At 34.4% G+C, this 18,342-nt stretch carries 21 protein-coding genes; 11 read left to right on the forward strand and 10 right to left on the reverse strand.

Translation table 11 applies throughout. The features are described from left to right. Nucleotides 1–835 precede the first annotated feature (835 nt). The gene (locus tag QNH24_RS12115) at nucleotides 836–1,204 is read right to left on the reverse strand and encodes a gamma-type small acid-soluble spore protein (RefSeq protein ID WP_283872485.1); all 369 of its coding nucleotides are present in this window, start codon (nucleotides 1,202–1,204) and stop codon (nucleotides 836–838) included. Nucleotides 1,205–1,998: 794 nt separating this feature from the next. Continuing rightward, nucleotides 1,999–2,508 carry a DUF3231 family protein gene (locus tag QNH24_RS12120; RefSeq protein WP_054771493.1) on the reverse strand — a complete coding sequence of 170 codons (510 nt, stop codon included), beginning with the start codon at nucleotides 2,506–2,508 and terminating at the stop codon, nucleotides 1,999–2,001. A gap of 333 nt (nucleotides 2,509–2,841) precedes the next feature. Here QNH24_RS12120 and QNH24_RS12125 point away from each other — a divergent pair, with 333 nt between their 5' ends. The 6 genes from QNH24_RS12125 (at nucleotide 2,842) to thrS (ending at nucleotide 8,168) form a co-directional block, all read left to right on the forward strand. Then, on the forward strand, nucleotides 2,842–3,240 hold the full coding sequence (locus QNH24_RS12125) for a MarR family winged helix-turn-helix transcriptional regulator (RefSeq protein ID WP_283872487.1): 399 nt from the start codon (nucleotides 2,842–2,844) through the stop codon (nucleotides 3,238–3,240). Then, entirely contained in the window at nucleotides 3,240–3,587 is a 348-nt protein-coding gene (locus QNH24_RS12130) for a DUF3147 family protein (RefSeq protein WP_283872489.1), read from the forward strand. Before QNH24_RS12125 ends, QNH24_RS12130 begins: the two co-directional genes overlap by 1 nt. Nucleotides 3,588–3,601: 14 nt before the next feature. After that, the gene (locus tag QNH24_RS12135; protein WP_283872491.1) at nucleotides 3,602–4,087 is read left to right on the forward strand and encodes a GNAT family N-acetyltransferase; all 486 of its coding nucleotides are present in this window, start codon (nucleotides 3,602–3,604) and stop codon (nucleotides 4,085–4,087) included. Nucleotides 4,088–4,197: 110 nt separating this feature from the next. Beyond that, on the forward strand, nucleotides 4,198–4,665 hold the full coding sequence (locus QNH24_RS12140; protein ID WP_283872493.1) for a hypothetical protein: 468 nt from the start codon (nucleotides 4,198–4,200) through the stop codon (nucleotides 4,663–4,665). Between the two features lie 190 nt (nucleotides 4,666–4,855). Further along, nucleotides 4,856–5,671 carry a lipid II flippase Amj family protein gene (locus QNH24_RS12145; RefSeq protein WP_283872495.1) on the forward strand — a complete coding sequence of 272 codons (816 nt, stop codon included), beginning with the start codon at nucleotides 4,856–4,858 and terminating at the stop codon, nucleotides 5,669–5,671. A gap of 580 nt (nucleotides 5,672–6,251) precedes the next feature. Further along, nucleotides 6,252–8,168: a threonine--tRNA ligase gene (thrS, locus tag QNH24_RS12150; RefSeq protein WP_283872496.1), complete on the forward strand. Its 1,917-nt coding sequence runs from the start codon at nucleotides 6,252–6,254 to the stop codon at nucleotides 8,166–8,168. A 229-nt stretch (nucleotides 8,169–8,397) separates the two neighbouring features. Here thrS and QNH24_RS12155 read toward each other — a convergent pair whose 3' ends face one another. The 4 genes from QNH24_RS12155 to QNH24_RS12170 all read right to left on the reverse strand — a co-directional run bounded on the left by QNH24_RS12155 (nucleotide 8,398) and on the right by QNH24_RS12170 (nucleotide 10,413). Continuing rightward, the gene (locus QNH24_RS12155; protein WP_283934537.1) at nucleotides 8,398–8,871 is read right to left on the reverse strand and encodes a hypothetical protein; all 474 of its coding nucleotides are present in this window, start codon (nucleotides 8,869–8,871) and stop codon (nucleotides 8,398–8,400) included. 138 nt (nucleotides 8,872–9,009) lie between these two features. Further along, nucleotides 9,010–9,180, reverse strand: a complete 171-nt coding sequence (locus tag QNH24_RS12160; protein WP_054771497.1) for an aspartyl-phosphate phosphatase Spo0E family protein — start codon at nucleotides 9,178–9,180, stop codon at nucleotides 9,010–9,012. A gap of 734 nt (nucleotides 9,181–9,914) precedes the next feature. Beyond that, a complete protein-coding gene (locus tag QNH24_RS12165; RefSeq protein WP_283872500.1) occupies nucleotides 9,915–10,292 on the reverse strand; it encodes a GNAT family N-acetyltransferase in 378 nt (125 codons plus the stop codon). After that, nucleotides 10,195–10,413, reverse strand: a complete 219-nt coding sequence (locus QNH24_RS12170; protein WP_283872502.1) for a hypothetical protein — start codon at nucleotides 10,411–10,413, stop codon at nucleotides 10,195–10,197. Before QNH24_RS12170 ends, QNH24_RS12165 begins: the two co-directional genes overlap by 98 nt. Before the next feature lie 311 nt (nucleotides 10,414–10,724). Between QNH24_RS12170 and QNH24_RS12175 the strand changes: the two genes are divergently transcribed. Genes QNH24_RS12175 through QNH24_RS12185 form a run of 3 tightly spaced genes read left to right on the forward strand, consistent with a single transcriptional unit; the run spans nucleotide 10,725 to nucleotide 12,233 of the window. Further along, nucleotides 10,725–11,315 carry an SMI1/KNR4 family protein gene (locus tag QNH24_RS12175; protein ID WP_283872504.1) on the forward strand — a complete coding sequence of 197 codons (591 nt, stop codon included), beginning with the start codon at nucleotides 10,725–10,727 and terminating at the stop codon, nucleotides 11,313–11,315. Between the two features lie 16 nt (nucleotides 11,316–11,331). Continuing rightward, the gene (locus QNH24_RS12180) at nucleotides 11,332–11,805 is read left to right on the forward strand and encodes a GNAT family N-acetyltransferase (protein ID WP_283872506.1); all 474 of its coding nucleotides are present in this window, start codon (nucleotides 11,332–11,334) and stop codon (nucleotides 11,803–11,805) included. Nucleotides 11,806–11,810: 5 nt separating this feature from the next. Continuing rightward, nucleotides 11,811–12,233: a GNAT family N-acetyltransferase gene (locus QNH24_RS12185; RefSeq protein ID WP_283872508.1), complete on the forward strand. Its 423-nt coding sequence runs from the start codon at nucleotides 11,811–11,813 to the stop codon at nucleotides 12,231–12,233. Nucleotides 12,234–12,285: 52 nt separating this feature from the next. Here QNH24_RS12185 and QNH24_RS12190 read toward each other — a convergent pair whose 3' ends face one another. Then, nucleotides 12,286–13,023, reverse strand: coding sequence for a class I SAM-dependent methyltransferase (locus QNH24_RS12190; RefSeq protein WP_283872510.1), 738 nt, complete (start codon nucleotides 13,021–13,023; stop codon nucleotides 12,286–12,288). Between the two features lie 324 nt (nucleotides 13,024–13,347). Between QNH24_RS12190 and ccsB the strand changes: the two genes are divergently transcribed. Next, entirely contained in the window at nucleotides 13,348–14,517 is a 1,170-nt protein-coding gene (ccsB, locus tag QNH24_RS12195; RefSeq protein WP_283872512.1) for a c-type cytochrome biogenesis protein CcsB, read from the forward strand. Nucleotides 14,518–14,528: 11 nt separating this feature from the next. Further along, nucleotides 14,529–14,960 carry a hypothetical protein gene (locus tag QNH24_RS12200; RefSeq protein WP_283872514.1) on the forward strand — a complete coding sequence of 144 codons (432 nt, stop codon included), beginning with the start codon at nucleotides 14,529–14,531 and terminating at the stop codon, nucleotides 14,958–14,960. A 68-nt stretch (nucleotides 14,961–15,028) separates the two neighbouring features. Here the strand turns inward: QNH24_RS12200 and QNH24_RS12205 are convergent, their stop codons facing one another. The 3 genes from QNH24_RS12205 to QNH24_RS12215 all read right to left on the reverse strand — a co-directional run bounded on the left by QNH24_RS12205 (nucleotide 15,029) and on the right by QNH24_RS12215 (nucleotide 18,277). Then, on the reverse strand, nucleotides 15,029–15,229 hold the full coding sequence (locus QNH24_RS12205) for a cold-shock protein (protein WP_054771532.1): 201 nt from the start codon (nucleotides 15,227–15,229) through the stop codon (nucleotides 15,029–15,031). Nucleotides 15,230–15,465: 236 nt separating this feature from the next. Continuing rightward, on the reverse strand, nucleotides 15,466–16,092 hold the full coding sequence (locus QNH24_RS12210; RefSeq protein WP_283872516.1) for a response regulator transcription factor: 627 nt from the start codon (nucleotides 16,090–16,092) through the stop codon (nucleotides 15,466–15,468). Continuing rightward, a complete protein-coding gene (locus QNH24_RS12215; protein WP_283872518.1) occupies nucleotides 16,085–18,277 on the reverse strand; it encodes a sensor histidine kinase in 2,193 nt (730 codons plus the stop codon). The genes QNH24_RS12210 and QNH24_RS12215 overlap by 8 nt, the downstream gene beginning before the upstream one ends. Between the last annotated feature and the right edge of the window lie 65 nt (nucleotides 18,278–18,342).

Here is an 18,342-nt window from a genome sequence, read left to right on the forward strand (position 1 = left end):
TACTTGTGCTTTGTCTTGTTTGGTGATTGTTCCTTGTTTTGAACTAAGGCATTCAACTTTCTAAATACGCATTTTCCATTTCAAATTTTTAAATTCGTGCTTCCAATGCCTCGACAAATCTGGTGCTTACTTTTATTGTTCCTCTGACTCTTTTTTCATGGATGGACGCCTCTTTTTACGATGATAGCGATAATGAATTGGGTATTACAGGATATACTAAAATCTTTAGTATATAAAGAACTTTCAGAACTATATGCCCGACTCCATTCATTTTTTTGCTAGTTTTTGTTGTTACGAAAGCATAGCGAAAATTTTGTTGATTTTGAAATTAATTGACCTGCTTCATTGTAGAAGAGGCATTAATAAAAATAAGTAGTGATTTTTTGAAAGAATATGTTCATGAATTAAAAGGGGAAAAATGGGATGGAAAAAATATAAGGTTCAAAGTGCCAGATTTAAATTAATGGCGGAACTTACGAAAAAGGAGATGGATTTATTCAAAGAATATTAATTGTAATGGATGTACCTAATACTTTTAGATTTTCTTTAAAAAACGAAGTCTATAGCTATGAAGGTGGTGCTTGTAATTATGTTGCAGTTTTTTAAGAGGTCCAGAATTGCGGGAAATGGGAGATGACTTTATCGTAACAACTAGGAAACACAGAGCAAGAATTACGATGTTTAGGTGATTGACATTTATAAATGCAAATAAAAAACTGCACAATTGCCAACGCAACAGCTCGAATTGTTAGCAAAACTTTGTCAAAAGGAAAGTATATTGAGAAAACAAAAAACCGACAAAGGTTGCCGGTTTTGGGTGATGCTTTATTTAAATTTATTTTGTATTGTTTTCGTTTGAAAATCGACCAGAAGCCAATTTTTTGTTAGCTTCTGCTTGTTGGATTTGTTGTCTAATTTGATTAACATCAGTCTCGTTTCCGAATTCTTCGTTCAACGTGTTCCTTGAACCAGAAGCCAATTTTTTGTTAGCTTCTGCTTGTTGGATTTGTTGTCTAATTTGATTGACATCTGTCTCGTTTCCGAATTCTTCGTTCAACGTGTTCCTTGAACCAGAAGCTTGTTTTTTGTTAGCTTCTGCTTGTTGGATTTGTTGTTTAATTTGATTAACATCAGTCTCATTTCCAAATTCTACATTCATTGCATTTGGAATTTTTGAGTTAAAGTTTTGATTGTTGTTTGCCATTGAAAATCACCTCCTGAAATTAGTTTGTACAGAAGGTGCTTTAGTATCCGTAAATTTTTTAACCAAATTTTATTTAGTATCATTTGTTTAGAAAAAATAAGAATCACTCGTAAAAGTAGTGACCCTAAGCAAATAATATGCTTATTTAACTTTTTTTTATAGTTTCTATTCCTTTTAAAATAAAAAAGCTCCAAAAAAAACTAATATCAAATTCCAATCGGGTACAATTCATTGGAGGTATAACAGTTAAAGGACTTCAAGAAAGGTCTTTCATTCTAAAGTTAACATAATAATATTGGGTGAATCCCTCGCACAACCACTTTAATTTCAAGTTTTCCACGTAAAGGGCGTTCTCCTAATAAATAATCGCCTGTAGATTTAACATGTAGGATTCCAGTTAAACAAAGCCAATGTAAACGAAAAAGCAAAAGTAAGGTAACTTTTAAAACATTCCTCTAAAAAATCCATAAAACCCCATGTTCATTGGGATAGCCCAGATAAAGAAACCTAATAGGACAATGGGGAATACAAGACTTTTATAGATTTTATAAGGCAGAATTTTACTGAAAATAGCTGCTTAAATCCCGACACAAACAAATGGTACAACAATTAGTAACATCATTGATGGGATGAAATATAGTAGACGTACTCCGATAGGAAACCAAGAAAATATATCCATATTGATACCTACATTCTAAGTAAATAAAAGATTTGATGAACCTGCAAATAAAAAATTTGATGAAAAAAAATCCCCAGTTTATCTGGGGAGACGGTTTGTCAGGTTTTAATTAATATTATTTTTCAGGATAAACTACATGCATTGGTGGTGGAACTAACCAACCTTTCGTTTTATTAAGACGTAACAATTTTGCACCAAGTTGTGCTTTACCAGTGTGGAATTGTGCGTACATGAGTGCAATATCCTCTCTAGTTGACATACCCATAACTTGGCTACATGTTACTAATCCAGCAGCAAGGTCACCAGTTAGGGCAGCGCTAATTTCAGGATCATTAAATCTTGCACCGGGGGGTATATCTTCAATTCGTGCTACCGGTCTCTCTGGTGGTGCAGGCGGTAAAGCAACACCGTTAGTTTTTAAAATCTTTTCTAACTGTTTTGTTTCTTCTCTGCAAGTGTCGATGATATCTTCGATTACTTTTCTTAAATCTTCATCACCTGCATGATTATAAAACGTTTGATAGCCAGCGATAAAGCCATAATTTACTGTAAGATGTGTCCAAATACTAAATACTTCTCCGTAATGTAATGGCTCATCTTTAGGATTTCCACTAAGTATGCCCATGCTTGTACATCCTCTCTTTTTTTAAATTCTTACATGGATAGTATGAGTGAAATAAGAAAAACAATTCATTTGATATTGAAATTGATATGCAAGAAGAGTGAAACAGGTATATTTGTGAAAATTTTTCGGTAAATCATTGATAATTCTCGATAATTTTGGATAATTGGGCGATAAATTATCCTAATTAAAGTGGAAGGAGCTGTCAACAGATAAAAAATACTAACTAGAAAATCTGAAAATATAAACTTTATATCTTTTGAATTGAATCACTTTATATATATCGTTCCATACGATATAATCGTTCTAAACGATATATTAAAAAGGGGTTATTTGATGATTCAGGATATGAATAATTATTTTACAACCATATATTATCATCTACATACAACACATGAAGATGTCATTTCCCATCAAAGCGTGCGAATTTTACAGATGATTCAAAAGGAAGATGAAGTTACTGTTCGGGATATCGCAGGATTACTGAATATTTCTCAGAATACAGCCTCCGAGCATATTAAAAAACTTGAACGGAATGGCTGGGTGAAGAAGGAAAGGGCTGTTGATGATCAACGCAAAGTCATGCTTCATTTAACAGCAGAGGGGCTTGTGATTGTCAAAAAAAATACCGAATTAGATGCTCATAAACTTCAACATGCGTTACATCAATTATCAGAAGAAGAACGACAAACCATTTTGCAGGCATTTTGTTTATTAAGCGAGGTGTCGAAATAATGTACACGTTTGTTAAAATTCTTAGCTCTGCAGCAATTATTGGAATCGTTACAGAGGTAGCCAGAAGATTTCCTACGTATGGTGGTATTATTGCCGCACTACCTCTTGTTAGTATTTTAAGTATTATATGGCTCACAGTACAAAGTGAATCGAGCGAACATATTCAGCGTTTTATGGTCGGTGTTCTCGTTGGACTACCAGCTACGATGGTGATGCTCTTTGTGATATACATGGCGATGAAATCATCCATTCATATCGTGTTTGCCATAGGATTAGGCGTTGTTTCATGGGTCCTATTTTTGGGCATCCAAAAAGCATTAGCTGGTGTATTTCATATTTCGATTTAGTGAGGAGTTAAAAAATGACAATTGTCTCGATTCAACAATTACCCCAAAAAGAAGTATTGCAGTTTTTTAAGGAACATTGGGGAACGACAGAAATGGTTATATCTAGTGGTATTTATGACTGTAGCAAACTAGATGGCTTTGCATACGTAGAGGCCCAACAGAAGATAACTGGTCTTGTGACATATATTTTACGTGGAGAAGAGTGTGAAATTATTTCCCTAGATAGTACTGTGGAAGGTAAAGGTATTGGTTCTTCACTTGTCCAAGCTGTAGAACAACAGGCTTTTGCGAATAACTGTACAAAGATCACTATTATCACAACGAATGATAATTTACATGCATTAAAATTTTATCAAAAACGTGGCTATTTTTTAGTAGAAATCCTACAAAATGCTGTCGCACAAGCAAGACTTTATAAGCCTGAAATTCCCCTTGTCGGTGATGACGGTATTCCAATACGGGATGAATTAAGACTGCAAAAACAATCTGTCTCTTACTAAGGCAGATTGTTTTTATCTTCATTCACACCAAGCTGAAATTGATATTGGAGGTTTTCCAGTAGAGAATTTATCGTTATACTTGATTGGGAAACAGGAAAGTGAGGAAAGAAATGAAAAAAATTCTATTTGTTTTTTTATTTAGCGTACTTGTGGTGGGAGCGGCATTCATCATTTATGTAAAAAGTAATCCGCCACTTACAATTAGTGCCTATACAAGCCTTAAAGATAATCCAACGGTCAAAATAATTGAACTAGAGAATAAAGGATTACAGGAAATACAGCTTCAACAGGTCCTAATTAACGATAAAATACCTGAAAAAATAGAGCTTGTTGTCAGTAAGTCTGCACCGTTTGAAGCAGAGATGGAAATGGAGAATGATCCGAACATTACATTTTATAAATTAGGGCAGATTACTATTTTCCCTAGTCAATTTATAGATCGACAGGGATTAGGAAAGCAGCCTCAGCATTATGCTGTGAGAATGGAGGCAGCTGATATGAAAACGATAACGGTAAAGTATACATATTTAAAAATTCCATTTACGCTTAAAGCTGCATTGCAAACGAATAAAAAATAATATTATCCAAGTGATTTTATCAATTTGCTCTTTACTCCTGACTAGTAAAGGGTAAATCAATGAGCATCTTCATTCTTCTGGTTGATGATAAAGGAACATATTACAGTGGATTTCGTAAAATATGAATAGAGGGGCAACACAAATTACAAACATGTGAATCGTTTAATCATTGAAAAGAAGGGTAAGAAACTTGGACATTTTAACTGAAAAATTGATTGTTATCGCATTATTTATACTTATTATTCATTCGATTGAAACATTAGCCTATGCAGTTAGATTGTCAGGTGCCAGAGTAAAATTATTAGCCTCAGCCTTATCCTTATTTAATGTTATGGTTATGGTATCTAGACTGGCTAATATGATGCAGCAGCCCTTTACAGGTAGCTTAATTGATACCGCACCAGGGGCAGATACGCTAGCCTTCGTTGAGCAGCAATTTCGAGTGATAATTGGCTTTGCTTCACTAGGTACATTAGTAGGCATACTGCTTTTACCTACATTTGTGGCTCTATTTTCAAGGGCCATTATCCATTTATCAGAGGAAAGGGGTTCCATTCCAGCATTATTCAAGAAAAGCTTGAAAATGGAGTATATCAAAAGAGGCTTCAAACATATTCATATGCCAAGTTTTGCATACTTGAAAGGGATTAGTTGGCGTGATATTCCCTTTAAATTATTCATTATCAATGTACTAATTACTGCGATCTATACAATTGGGGTTTTGTCTGCTTTATACGCAGCACTTCTTGCTCCTGAAAGACATGCAACGGCTATGATGTCATCTGGACTAATTAATGGTGTGGCAACAATCTTATTAATTATTTTTATTGACCCTAAGATTTCCATTCTTGCAGATGATGTTATCAATCAAAGAGGCAGTTATTTAAGCCTTAAACGAGCTTCTGTGATGATGATGGGTTCAAGATTATTAGGAACAATTTTGGCACAGCTCCTATTTATCCCAGGGGCAAAATATATCGCATGGTTTACCCAATTTATGACATAGTTGATTTAGTATACTAACATAATTATTAAGTGAACTCAGAAGGCAATTGATGCTCATGAGCCTTATAGAAAAAACGGGAAATAAAGAATGGCAAAATTATATTGTATATAATGATTCCTTTGATGCCTCGCAGTGATCCACATTGCTATTTCTGTGTACAAAGACAGCACTATTCTTTACCAATTGCTACAAGGATTTAAAAAAGCTTGGCAAAAATTTTTTTTCAAATATTGACAAGTTATACAATGTTCGATTATAGTAGTTAACAATTTCATCAAACTATGAAATTGGCGATGATAAGGACACGAGAGTTGATAGCGATTCACAGAGAGGGAGGCATGTGCTGAAAGCTTCCTAATGCAGCAATTAAATCTTACTACCTTTGAGCCGTGCTTGGAAACTTGCACCGTTATTGCAACGTTACTGCAAATCAATGAGCCACTAGCAAAGTTAGTGGGAATTTGGGTGGAACCACGGGTAATGAACACATACTCGTCCCTTTTATGGGGCGGATATGTGTTTTTTTATTTTTTAATCAGTGTCTTTTAGAACCTGATTATTCAAAAAAGGAGCAGAGAATATGTCAAATCAAGTTATTAACATTCAATTTCCAGATGGTCAACAGCAAGTATTTACAAAGGGTGTAACACTAACCGAAATTGCACAAACAATAAGCCCAGCTTTACGTAAAAAAGCAATTGCAGGGAGTGCTAACGGAACCATCATTGATTTGACGCGCCCAATTGTGGAAGATACACAAATTGCCCTCTATGATGCAAGCTCAAAGGAAGGGATTAACGTAATTCGTCATTCAACAGCCCATTTATTAGCTCAAGCAGTGAAGCGTCTGTACCCTGATGCTCGCTTTGGCATCGGCCCTGTTATTGACAATGGGTTTTATTATGATATCGATCTAGCCCATCCTCTTGTGCCAGCTGATTTAATACAAATCGAAAAAATGATGAAGAAAATTGTACAAGAAAATAGTTCGATACTGCGAAGAGAGGTTACACGCAAAGAGGCACAGCAGCTCTTTGCCCATGATGCGTTAAAGCTAGAGCTATTAGCGGATATACCAGAGCATGAAAAAGTGACAGTTTATGAGCAGGGAGAATTTTATGATTTATGTCGTGGGCCACATGTACCTTCTACAGGTAAATTACAGCACTTTAAATTAATGCATGTTTCTGGCGCATATTGGCGTGGTGATAGTAAAAATCAGATGCTTCAGCGTATTTATGGTGTAGCGTTTGCCTCAAAAGAAGAATTAGCACAATACTTTGTTTTTTTAGAAGAAGCAGAGAAGCGAAACCATCGTAAGTTAGGAAAAGAACTAGAATTATTTATGTTTTCAGAGGAAGCACCAGGTATGCCGTTTTATTTAGCAAATGGTCAAATCATTCGCAATGAACTAGAATCTTATTTACGACAGTTGCAAGCGAAATATGATTATCATGAGGTACGGACACCATTGATGATGAATCAACGCCTTTGGGAGCAGTCGGGACACTGGGATCACTATAAAGACAATATGTATTTTACACATGTAGATGACCAAAGCTTCGCACTAAAGCCCATGAATTGTCCCGGTCACATGCTGATTTTTAAAAATGACTTACATTCATATAGAGACTTACCAATTCGTATGGCTGAATTTGGTCAAGTACACCGGCATGAATTTAGTGGTGCATTAAATGGACTTTTACGAGTGCGTACTTTTTGCCAGGACGATGCTCATATTTTTGCCACACCTCAACAAATCGAGAAAGAAATTGCACTGGCTCTAAAAATTATTGATGAGGTATATCAGGTTTTTGGCTTCCAGTACGATATTGAATTATCTACACGTCCTGCTGATTTTATGGGTGATTTGGAGCTATGGGATCAAGCGGAAGAAGCACTAGAAAACGTTCTTAATCATTTAGGCTTGCCATTTACAATCAATGAAGGCGATGGTGCGTTCTATGGACCGAAAATTGATATTCATATTAAAGATGCTATTCATCGCAGTCATCAATGTGCAACAGTTCAGCTTGATTTCCAACTACCTGAGAAATTTGATTTAACGTATATCAATGAGCAAAATGAAAAAGTAAGACCAGTTGTTATTCATCGGGCTGTATTTGGCTCTATTGATCGCTTTTTGGGGATATTAATTGAACATTTTGGAGGGGTGTTCCCTACATGGCTTGCACCCAAGCAGGTACAGATAATTGGTGTAGCAGATCAACACCAAGAATACGTCCAGGAAGTAGTGGAGGCTTTACAAAAGGAACAAATTCGTGTCGGTATCGATAATCGTTCAGAAAAGCTTGGTAAGAAAATTCGTGAGGCTCAAATGAAAAAAATACCGTATATTTTAGTACTTGGTGACCGCGAAAAGGATCAACAGTATGTTACTATTCGTAAACACGGTGAACAATCCTTACATGAAATGCCATTGTTACAATTTATGGACAATATCAAAAAAGAGATAAAGCAAAAAGCAATTTTGTAAAGTCTATACCTTAAAGGTGTAGCTCGACTTCTAGGCACTTTATTATGAATCAAATCGATTACTGTGCTTAGAGTCGAGCTAACTTATGACCGAGGGTAATTTTAAGCGAGAAAATTTGAATTTTTTGTTAAAACATTTACAGAATTTACTTGAAAAATCCATTATTTCATCATATTTGCTACTATTTCTTAATTTTTAAGCATACAATAAAATATGACGAGTATTTAAATTATGGAACAATACGATTGTGTGGATTGTAAAGGCTGTTTCCTAATAAGATGGTTTGTGTCTCAGCGTCAATGATAAAATATTTATGATAGGTTTCCTGTTCTGTTTGTCTAAAGGATGCTAAAAAATATACTTGTCGATTGGGATGAATAAAAGTATGTTGAGTGAGGTCTATTTTTTTACCTATTAAATTTGTTTTTAAATGAAATGTTTCTATAGCCTTCGGTATGTCTTTAAAGGCTATCTTTTGACGAATGTTCAAGCTAGCATCAGAATATTCCTCATAAAGTGCTGAATTAATTTGTTGATAAAAATCGTCCTCATTTTGCAATGACTGATACTGATTATTTGGATACTTATAGGAAGTAGCTACAATAGGTGTACAAAGTGTAGTTGCTGTGTTTTCTACTGAATGCCGAGGCTGCTGTAGTAAAAAGCTTGAAACAAACATCAAGGACATAAACAATACCTGCATCATTTGGCCTCCTTTTATAAATTAGATTTCCCAATTACTTGTTATGTATACGTATCATGACAATAACATCAGTATTTGGATTGAACTTTATAAAAGGAACCTAATACAGGTTTAGAACAACATGTTTAATATTGCTGGTTAGGAAACTTGCGCTTGTTTTGAATATCTATTTAGTAATATATCCAATTCTTGACTACAATCTACAACAATAGGATGGGTGAAACCTAAATCCTTTGCCTTTCTATACATTCTTCTTCTCTTCATTTCGATTTTCACCCTCAAGAATTGTTTAAGCGATAATTGTACCAAGATACTTTCCTCCTAAATTTTTTCTCCATTTTCCTGTCATAAAATCTATATGACCTCGATTCAACTTTCTCATTGTATACCACATAAAATAAAAAATATGTCATATTGTGTTTAGTAAGCTAAATTCGTAATTTAGTCATAGAAGGGCTTCTTAATTCGGAGAGGGGGTTGGAATACTAAATTTTCCGGTTGAATCTTTTCGCCTATTTTAATTTACTTTAATTGTAATATGCATAAAGTTAAATACCTTGAATCCAAAGAAGTCAAGGCTGGATACGTATAGCTTTTAAAAAAAAATTTAGATTTCAATTAACTAAATTTGTATCTTTTTTACTATTGCGATTACCAATCGCTATAGTAATACTTTCCATTCATTTTTCTCGAATTTCGTATCTTGTCGCAATTTATCAAATAAACCTTTTTGCTGTTTTTTGCTGAGGAAATTATCAATTATTCGGATAATTGTTGGGGATTTTCGAAAATTAGAGTAATATGAAGAAAGATATTTGAAGAGAATTCGTGTGATAAACTATTTTATTACTAGAAAAGGCTAAAGGTGAACGGATTATAGTGACTATAGTCTTCAAGGAAGAAAATCAATAATGATGTAGATATTAAAGGAAAGAACGCATCAAAATATGTAAACGCCCACACTGTTTGATGTGGGCGTTTATTACTTATCTTAATGAGTCCATTCTCCTCGTAATAGACCATATAATACTAAATCATAAAACTTACCGAATCGGAAAAATCTCATTTCTTAAAATACCTTCTTTTGAAAAGCCACATTTTTCATAGGATCGAATAGCTGCTGTATTAAAGCTGAAAACCTGTAGTTTAATTTTATTGATAGCAATATAGTTAAAAATAAAATCGATAAGGGTTTTCATAGCATCGGTTCCCAATCCTTTACCCTGCCATTGCTCGCCAATCGAAATCCCTACAAAGCATGTACTGTTTTGCCAATTAATTGAAAATACAGCGCATGTACCAATAAGCTCATTTGTAGATTTTTCAAATATGCCGAAAAAAAAAATCTTCCTTCTTTGCACTAATACTTTGGAAGAATGAAGAATGATCCTCGAAGGTTTTTGGAAAGGGGATTTCGTCATTAGCAAATAATAACGACTTTTTTTCACCTTCAATTTTGACAAATGCTTCTAAGTCAGACGAAGTCATGTGCTGTAAAGTAATTGATTGACCTGTAAGAAAGTTTTTCATGTAATGATCCATTTGTGTTCTCCCTTGCTCAAGGGCTGCAGTTAGAATGACATCCCTTGATTGATTAGTTGAATAACCAAAACGTCTACTGCACTTTCCGCACTCATTGGCACAACTCCTTCTAATAGAATACTTTTATAGTAGCATTTTTAGAGATTGGGAGAAATAAATATTTAAATAAGAAGGATTTTAATCTTGAATTTCATCAATAGCCCATCTATCAATAGTTCAAATTTCTGATGGTGTTTGCAAATAGAGTATTTTACAATGGATTAAAAGAAAATTCCAAATTATTACGAACATAACGAAAAGAGGGGAATTTAATGCGTTTCCATACACCTTATTTTAATGGCTTGATGACCTTTTTACCTGAAGAGGAGCAAAACCAACTACAACAAGCAAAAGGAGCAACAGATTCTCAAATTCAAGCCTTATTAGGTCTATTTCCTAGTTGTCCAGAATCATTGATTAAACTACTACAGGATATTAATGGAACCTATTTTTGTAAGCATGGAGAAGCAACGATTTGTGTCCTAGTATTAGGCTCAGATCTAGGTGAATATCCATATTATTTAAAGTCTATTGAGCAAATGATAAAAGATAACCAAGTAGTGAATAGTGAAAGTATTTATGAACGTTATCAGGACTTTTTAGAGTATGTTGAAGTGGATGATAGAATTCAGATGCATATACCATTAAATAAACATTTATGCTTTGCGGATTGTATGAATAATGGTGGCACTTCTAGCTTATATATAGATTTTTATCCAAATGATGGCGGACAGGTTGGACAGGTCGTTCGATATGTTCATGATCCAGATAGCTATGAGGTTATTGCACCGTCCTTTGACGACTATTTACAACAGCTAATAGATGGAGGGTTTGAATTTACAGCAATCTATGAGGAGGAATAGGAGGGAGGGTATCTTGATGAGATTAAAATTTTATGAGACGTGTGATGATCACTTAATTGAGCGATATACGATTACACCAGAGCAGCTACGGTTTACGAAGTCTCCAAAAGAAAGTATTGAACTGGCAAAACAGGACAAAAATCGTCATGCCATATTGGTGCTTGCTGAAGATAAGCTAGTTACTTTCTTTATACTCCATGAAAAAGATGGGGTAAAGCCATATTCAACAAATAAAGCTGCCTTGTTAATTCGCTCCTTTTCTACTGATTATCATGAGCAAGGGAAAGGCTATGCAAAAGCAGCATTACAGCTCTTACCAGACTTTGTTCAGGAGCATTTTCCTCATATTAATGAGTTGGTGCTAGGCGTTAATGTCCCAAACATATCTGCACAGGCACTTTATACTAAATGTGGCTTTGTTGATGAGGGAAGGCAAGTACTAGGATTTAATGATGAGCTTATCGTAATGAGTTATGATATCGAAAGGTGAAACGAATGTCATTAGTAATGAACGCAAGGATAGAGCAATTGGATGAAATATGTGCGATAGATCAAGAAATCATAGGTGATTTTTCAAGAAGTGAACAGATTAGGATAGCTATTCAGGAAAACCGCTGTATCATCAAGCAAAATGAACATGGGATTGCAGGTTTTCTAATATTTACAAATGATTTTTTTGAACATAGCTTTATCAGCTTAGTAATAGTAAAGCCATCTGAACGGAGAAGGGGAGTTGCAGCCTCTTTGATAGAAGCTTATGTAGAAATAGCTATCACGCCGAAGATTTTTTCTTCCACTAATCAATCAAATACGGCTATGCATCAAGTATTTGAGAAGACGGGCTTTATAAAAAGTGGAATTATTGAGAATTTGGACGAGGGAGATCCGGAAATTATTTATGTAAAATTAAGTACATAAAGTATGAAAGGTCTCGAAGAAGAATTACTGCGAGACCTCCAAATTTTTATGATTATTTTTTTGCTCGAATAACTAAAAAGGAAGGGCGACGAAGTTCTTTTTCTAGAGAGGGAAGTTTCTCTACTGCTTCTAAATCAGGAAGCGGCTCTAACAGTTTTTCAATAGTGAAGCCATGTGCAATTAATGAATTGATGATCGTAGAGATACATCGATGATATTTAACTACACCATCCACAAACCAGGTTTGCTCACGTAAGCCCTCATCCTGATAATTGTCAATCGCATAATGATTTCTATTGCCGTTAGCATCATAAATCCAATTATCCACCATTGTTTTCCTAGCTGTTGCGATGGGATGTTCTATGGAAAAAATAAAGATACCATTTGAACGAAGTATGCTTGCAATTTTACTGATCACTGCATCAAAATTTTCAATGTAATGCAAGGAAAGGGAGCTTGTAATACAATCGAAGCTTTCTGGAGCTACATGATAATCCTCAATTGCATACAATCTGTAGTCGATCTTTGGGTGAGCATATTCACGTCGTGCGATAGCCAGCATATTTCTAGAGACATCAATGGCAGTAACATGTTTTGCTTGGTTTTCAATACAATAATACGCGAATTCGCCCATTCCACAGCCAATATCAAGCATCTGTAAATTCTGAAGATTCGGCAGTAAGGATTTTATCGCGGGTTGCTCGAGCAAATTATTATAATTATAAGGTGTTTGACGTAACGCTTGATAGTGATGGAAAAATTCAGGATTGTCATAAATATTTTGCTTCATGTAAAGCCTCCACTTGTTTTACATAACGTTATGTAGTATTTGCGCATATTCATTGTCTCATAGCTATGAAATTAGAAATAGACTTTTTATTCTATTTTTAGTAAGATATAGATAGAGGCATGTCAACTTTAATAATTTCAACTATCATCTATTTACATATGAATAGATGGTTTATTTTTTTTTATTTTGCGACATAAATTCGTAACAATTTGCAAAAATTAAAATATTTGATGGCATATGTTGGCACTTCTTTTTATGAATGACGTTCTTTTTATTGGGAGCAGTATTACCGTTTCCTAAAAAAGACGTTGGGGGATTTTTAAAGTGAGTACAGAAACATTATTAAACCTAAGCAGTAATTCATTGTTCATTGCCTTTATTTTATTGCTAATTGCTATTTTACCGATTGGACTAGCGGTAAAATCGAAAAGAAAAATGTTTGGCAAAGTCGGATTACTACTAACCTATAGTGCCTTTACTTTACAATTAGTTTATTTTATTTTAAGGTGGATTGCTGTAGATCATGCACCAGTAAGTAATATGTATGAGTTTATGACGTTTTTTGGCATCATGCTTACAGGAAGCTATTTAATTATTCATTTGCTGTATAAACAAATCGTAGTGGGCTTGTTTACTATTCCAGTTTCCTTAATTATTCTTGGATATGGAAGCGTTTTCACAAAGGAAGTTTCACCGCTTGTACCATCTTTACAAAGTCATTGGCTAACAATTCATGTGATGACCGTGGCCTTTTCAAGTGCCATCTTATCGATTTCGTTTGCAACAGGAATTATCTATTTATTAAGAACATTAGACGTTACAAAGAAATCAATTAGTACCTTTGCTTTAGAATTTGTTATGTATTGTCTTATTGTTGTAATAGGCTTTATTGGTGTGTCTACATACTTCAATCTCACATCAGATACTGTGAAGGTTCATTTTGAAAATTCACAAGGAAAAGAAGAAACAGCCGATTATACAATGATGCCACTTATTGTCAATGATGCTGCTTTAACCACTGATGGAGAACAAATAGGTGTTTTACAGATTACAAACAAGGTTGATGCGAAGAAATTAAACTCTATTGTATGGGCATTTCTAGTGGGAACGATACTATATGTGGTACTTACACTAATTGCAAGAAGGCCATTAATCGTTTTATTAAAGCCATTAACAAATCGCGTACAACCAGCTTTAATGGACGAAATTACATATCGGGCTGTGGTCATAGGCTTTCCATTGTTTGCTCTAGGAGGACTATTATTTGCTATGATTTGGGCACAAATTGCTTGGAGCAGATACTGGGGCTGGGACCCTAAAGAAGTATGGGCGCTCATCACATTTTTATTTTATGCTGCCTTCCTTCATTTTCGACTATCAAAGGGGTGGGAGGGTGAAAAAACAGCTTGGTTAGCAATTATTGGCTTTGGCATTATCGTCTTTAATCAAGTATTTGTAAATCTAGTGATCGCTGGTCTACATTCGTATGCATAAGGAGCTGAGAAATGAGTTATTTTCTTAAGCTAAATCTAGTGAGTATCTATTATGGACTAATGTTCGTTATTTCGATTGAATTACAGGTGAATTATTATCGAATGTTAAGACTAACTGGATGGAAAGGGCAGCAGATTGATATTTTTTTATTTCTGGTTCACGCAATCGGTTGGATAGCAGGGAGTATTATTCTGTATAAACTAACAGCTAAATGGCTTGCTCGTCGCCGATTAGTGTATGTAACAACTATTCTTTGGCTACCATATTCAATCATCTTTACCTTTCTATTTGCAAGTATTTTTCCAATCACCAATCAAGGCGATTCACCAGCACCTGTGCAAGGATTAATCCTTTTTGCAATGATCTTTTCATTTCCGTTTTATATTGCTATTTTAAATTTCCTGTGTCGTTTTTTAAGTGCTGATAATGCACAGAGGTTATAACATTAAAAAAGAGACATCCAAACCAAGGATGTCTCTTGAATATTTGCATTTAAATGCTAAAGCTTACATTAAATCTTTACAACATTAGTTGCTTGTGGTCCACGGTTTCCTTCTTCTACGCCGAATTCCACTTTTTGACCTTCTTCTAAAGTTTTAAAGCCATCCGATTGAATAGCAGAAAAATGTACAAATACATCATTTCCGCCTTCAACTGCGATAAAGCCAAACCCTTTTTCTGCGTTAAACCATTTTACTGTACCTTGTGTCATGTGAACACCCTCCCAAAAAAATTCAACAATCATATTCCTTCCATCGCTTGCAAAGAATCACGTATTAAAAAGTTCGTATTATCCTTTTGAATACGTGATTTTAATGGCATTAAAGAAGTAATGTAATTATTATTTTCATTATATAACAGTTTTATACATTTATCCAGTATATTCCGTTTTTAGTAAGAAAAAATTTACATTTGTAGAAAATAGATAAAATTTTATATTTACTCTCGCTAGTCAATCCACGCTTTCTCTTTTGCTACAATTACTGCCTCCGCTCTTGATTCTACATTCAGCTTAACAAATAATTTAGATAAATAGTTTTCAACTGTTCTCTGTGTTACGCCAATGGCAGAAGCAATGGCTTTATTCGTACAGCCCTGTGCGACAAGCTGTAAAATTTCTTGTTCTTTGTCACTCAGTAAAACTTCCTGATGTCTATTTGGCATATTCATGCGCTGCTGAACGAAATCCAAAAAATCTGCTGATAGTAGAATTTCACCTCTTAACGCAGCTAGAATAGTTTGTATCACTTGCTCTTTAGTGGCTAACTTTGAGAGTAGACCGTCAATTTTTTTCTCTACCAGTAATTCGTAATAATCGGAAAGCTCGTATCCTGTATACAGTAAGATGATGGCTTCGGGGTGTTTTTTCTTAATCATCTCAGAAAGCTGAATACCATTAATCGGTTTCATATTAATATCGATTAAAAATAATTGAAAAGCTTGAGCATCCATTCTTGCTAATACCGCTTCACAATTCTGCTCTGTGTCTATATTAACATCCGTTAAATCCTGTAATAACGTTTTCGTACCATCTAAAACGACAGGATGGTCATCTACAATAAGAATATTAATCATACGAATCCCCGTCCTCTTGAATTTGAATATATATATGCATTCCTTCATTATGATTGGAGGCAATGTTGATCTCACCATTAAATGCGCGAACACGCTCACGAATACCGTTTATACCCATGGAAGCTGATGATTGCATTAAATCTTCGATATTACAGCCAATTCCATTATCATCGTAATATAGGATAAAACCATGTTGAATGGCTTGTAACTTTAATGATACCTCAGTGGCCTCAGCATGCTTTATCGCATTATTTAACAGTTCCTGTACTAGGCGATAAACAACTAAATGTAAGGTGACGTCCTGAAATTGGACACGTTCTATATGTGCATTTAATAAAAAATCTGCCCGAATTTTGACTTTTTGTATTAATTTTTTTAAAGCCATCTGTAATCCAAATGTGTCAAGTAAAGGAGGGCTTAGATTTTCGCAATATTCCCGTAAATCTTTTGTGGCATTCAGCAATTGCTCTCGAATATCTAATACCTTTTCTTTTTTTATAATCGATGTTCCAGCAAGCACATCTAGCTCTCTCGCTAAATGAAGCTGTTCCTGTAAAATGGTGTCATGTAATTCTTGCGCTAAAATACTTTTTTCTTTTTCGATAATATTCCACAATAATTTATCGAGCCAAGGTAGCTGTGTATCATTGGCATCCTGTATTTGTTGGATTTCTTGCACTAAATCTTCAATAAGCTTCAGATTATCAATAAACATGGAGACATAAAGTGAAAGTAACTCAAGCCAAAGTAGCTCTTCTTTTTGCAGGGAGTGTCTTATTTTTAAAACGACCTTTTCTTCACCAGCATCGTGTAGCAACAGTTGAATTGTGCCCATTTTTTCAATAATCTCACCGCGAACGAATGGTACAACTTCTGTCTCGGTAGTAATCAAAAAGGCTGTTGTACCAAGTTTTTCGGTAATTTCATATTTGAATAGATTTAATAATTCTTGTTGATTTTTTGCTTTTCCCATTCTGTTAACTGCAGCATATAAATTATGTACATAATTACCAGTGGAAGAAAAAATAATTTTTCGGTATTTAAAATCAAGCTGCTCTTTTATATAGAAGCTTGCTATGATAACAAGAAAAATAAGAATAAAGATACTTGTCATTGTAACAAGTGAAATATCCTTTGAAAATATTAAGGCTATGCTTGAAGTCAGTATTACGGCACTAAAAAAAGCAAGGGTAGAATAATACCGAAATCGAGATAATTGATATTCAATATCGAATAGTCGCTCATTCACTTGAATGAAAATAAAGGAGAATGGAATAAATAATAAAAATAGTGCAGCAAACTCCGCATGTAAAATGGGTTCATGACCCAATATTTCTGGTATTACAAAAAAAAGTAAAAAAGGTAAGAATGGTGTAATAAAGGCAATAGCAATTAGCCGGATTTTTGCTAGTTTTGTTCGTAAATAACTTGTAAGTAATATATAGATAGCATAAAGGACAAGTCCAACAAATAGACCTAAAATAATAAAGGCAGTTAATTCTCTCAAACCTCGATTAAATAGTACATAGACATAACAACAAAGAACCGCAAGTGGAAGGACATAAAGCCATTTCGTATCAAGATATCGCCATTCTATATGTAAGTAGCGGAAATACAATTGTAAAAAGTGAATTAAAAGTACTAAACATAAAATGATGCCTATCCCTATTACTAGCATACCAATAAGATCTCCTCTTCCGGAAGCACCTGTACTAATATAAGCTAAAGAGCAGGTTAATAAAAATAGTGTTAATAGTTTCGTTTTTTTGTCTTTTTTATTATTTTTCCATAAATAGAAAGAAACCCCTAAGGAGAGTAAGAAATAAAATATTGGAAAAATAATTTGCAAAAATAATTCCTCAGGTATATCTTGATGCTGAATTGTTATGGTATGAACAACGCCACTAGGCTTAATAAATGTTAACTCTTTGGCACTTCTTGCGACTGAGTGAAATTGAATGGAACTATTTTCTTGTGCAGGTTCTTTGTCGATTGTCAGTAAAATATCACCCGTTTCAACATTTTGTTGCTGTGCCCAATCAGGATAATAGAGATCAGCAATAACTAGTTGCCCACTAGATGCGTCCACCAAAATACCAATAAAAGGTGCCTTTATTGTTACTGCAAGTACATAAATTCCTAGTACTAAATATGCAATGAAAATACTATATGTCCATTTAATCATCTAACTCTCTCATTTATTTTCATCGAATAATCTCCGTTTCATCAAATAGTATGCTATATATTATC

The sequence above is a fragment of the Lysinibacillus pakistanensis genome (assembly GCF_030123245.1).
GTDB classification, from domain to species: domain Bacteria; phylum Bacillota; class Bacilli; order Bacillales_A; family Planococcaceae; genus Lysinibacillus; species Lysinibacillus pakistanensis.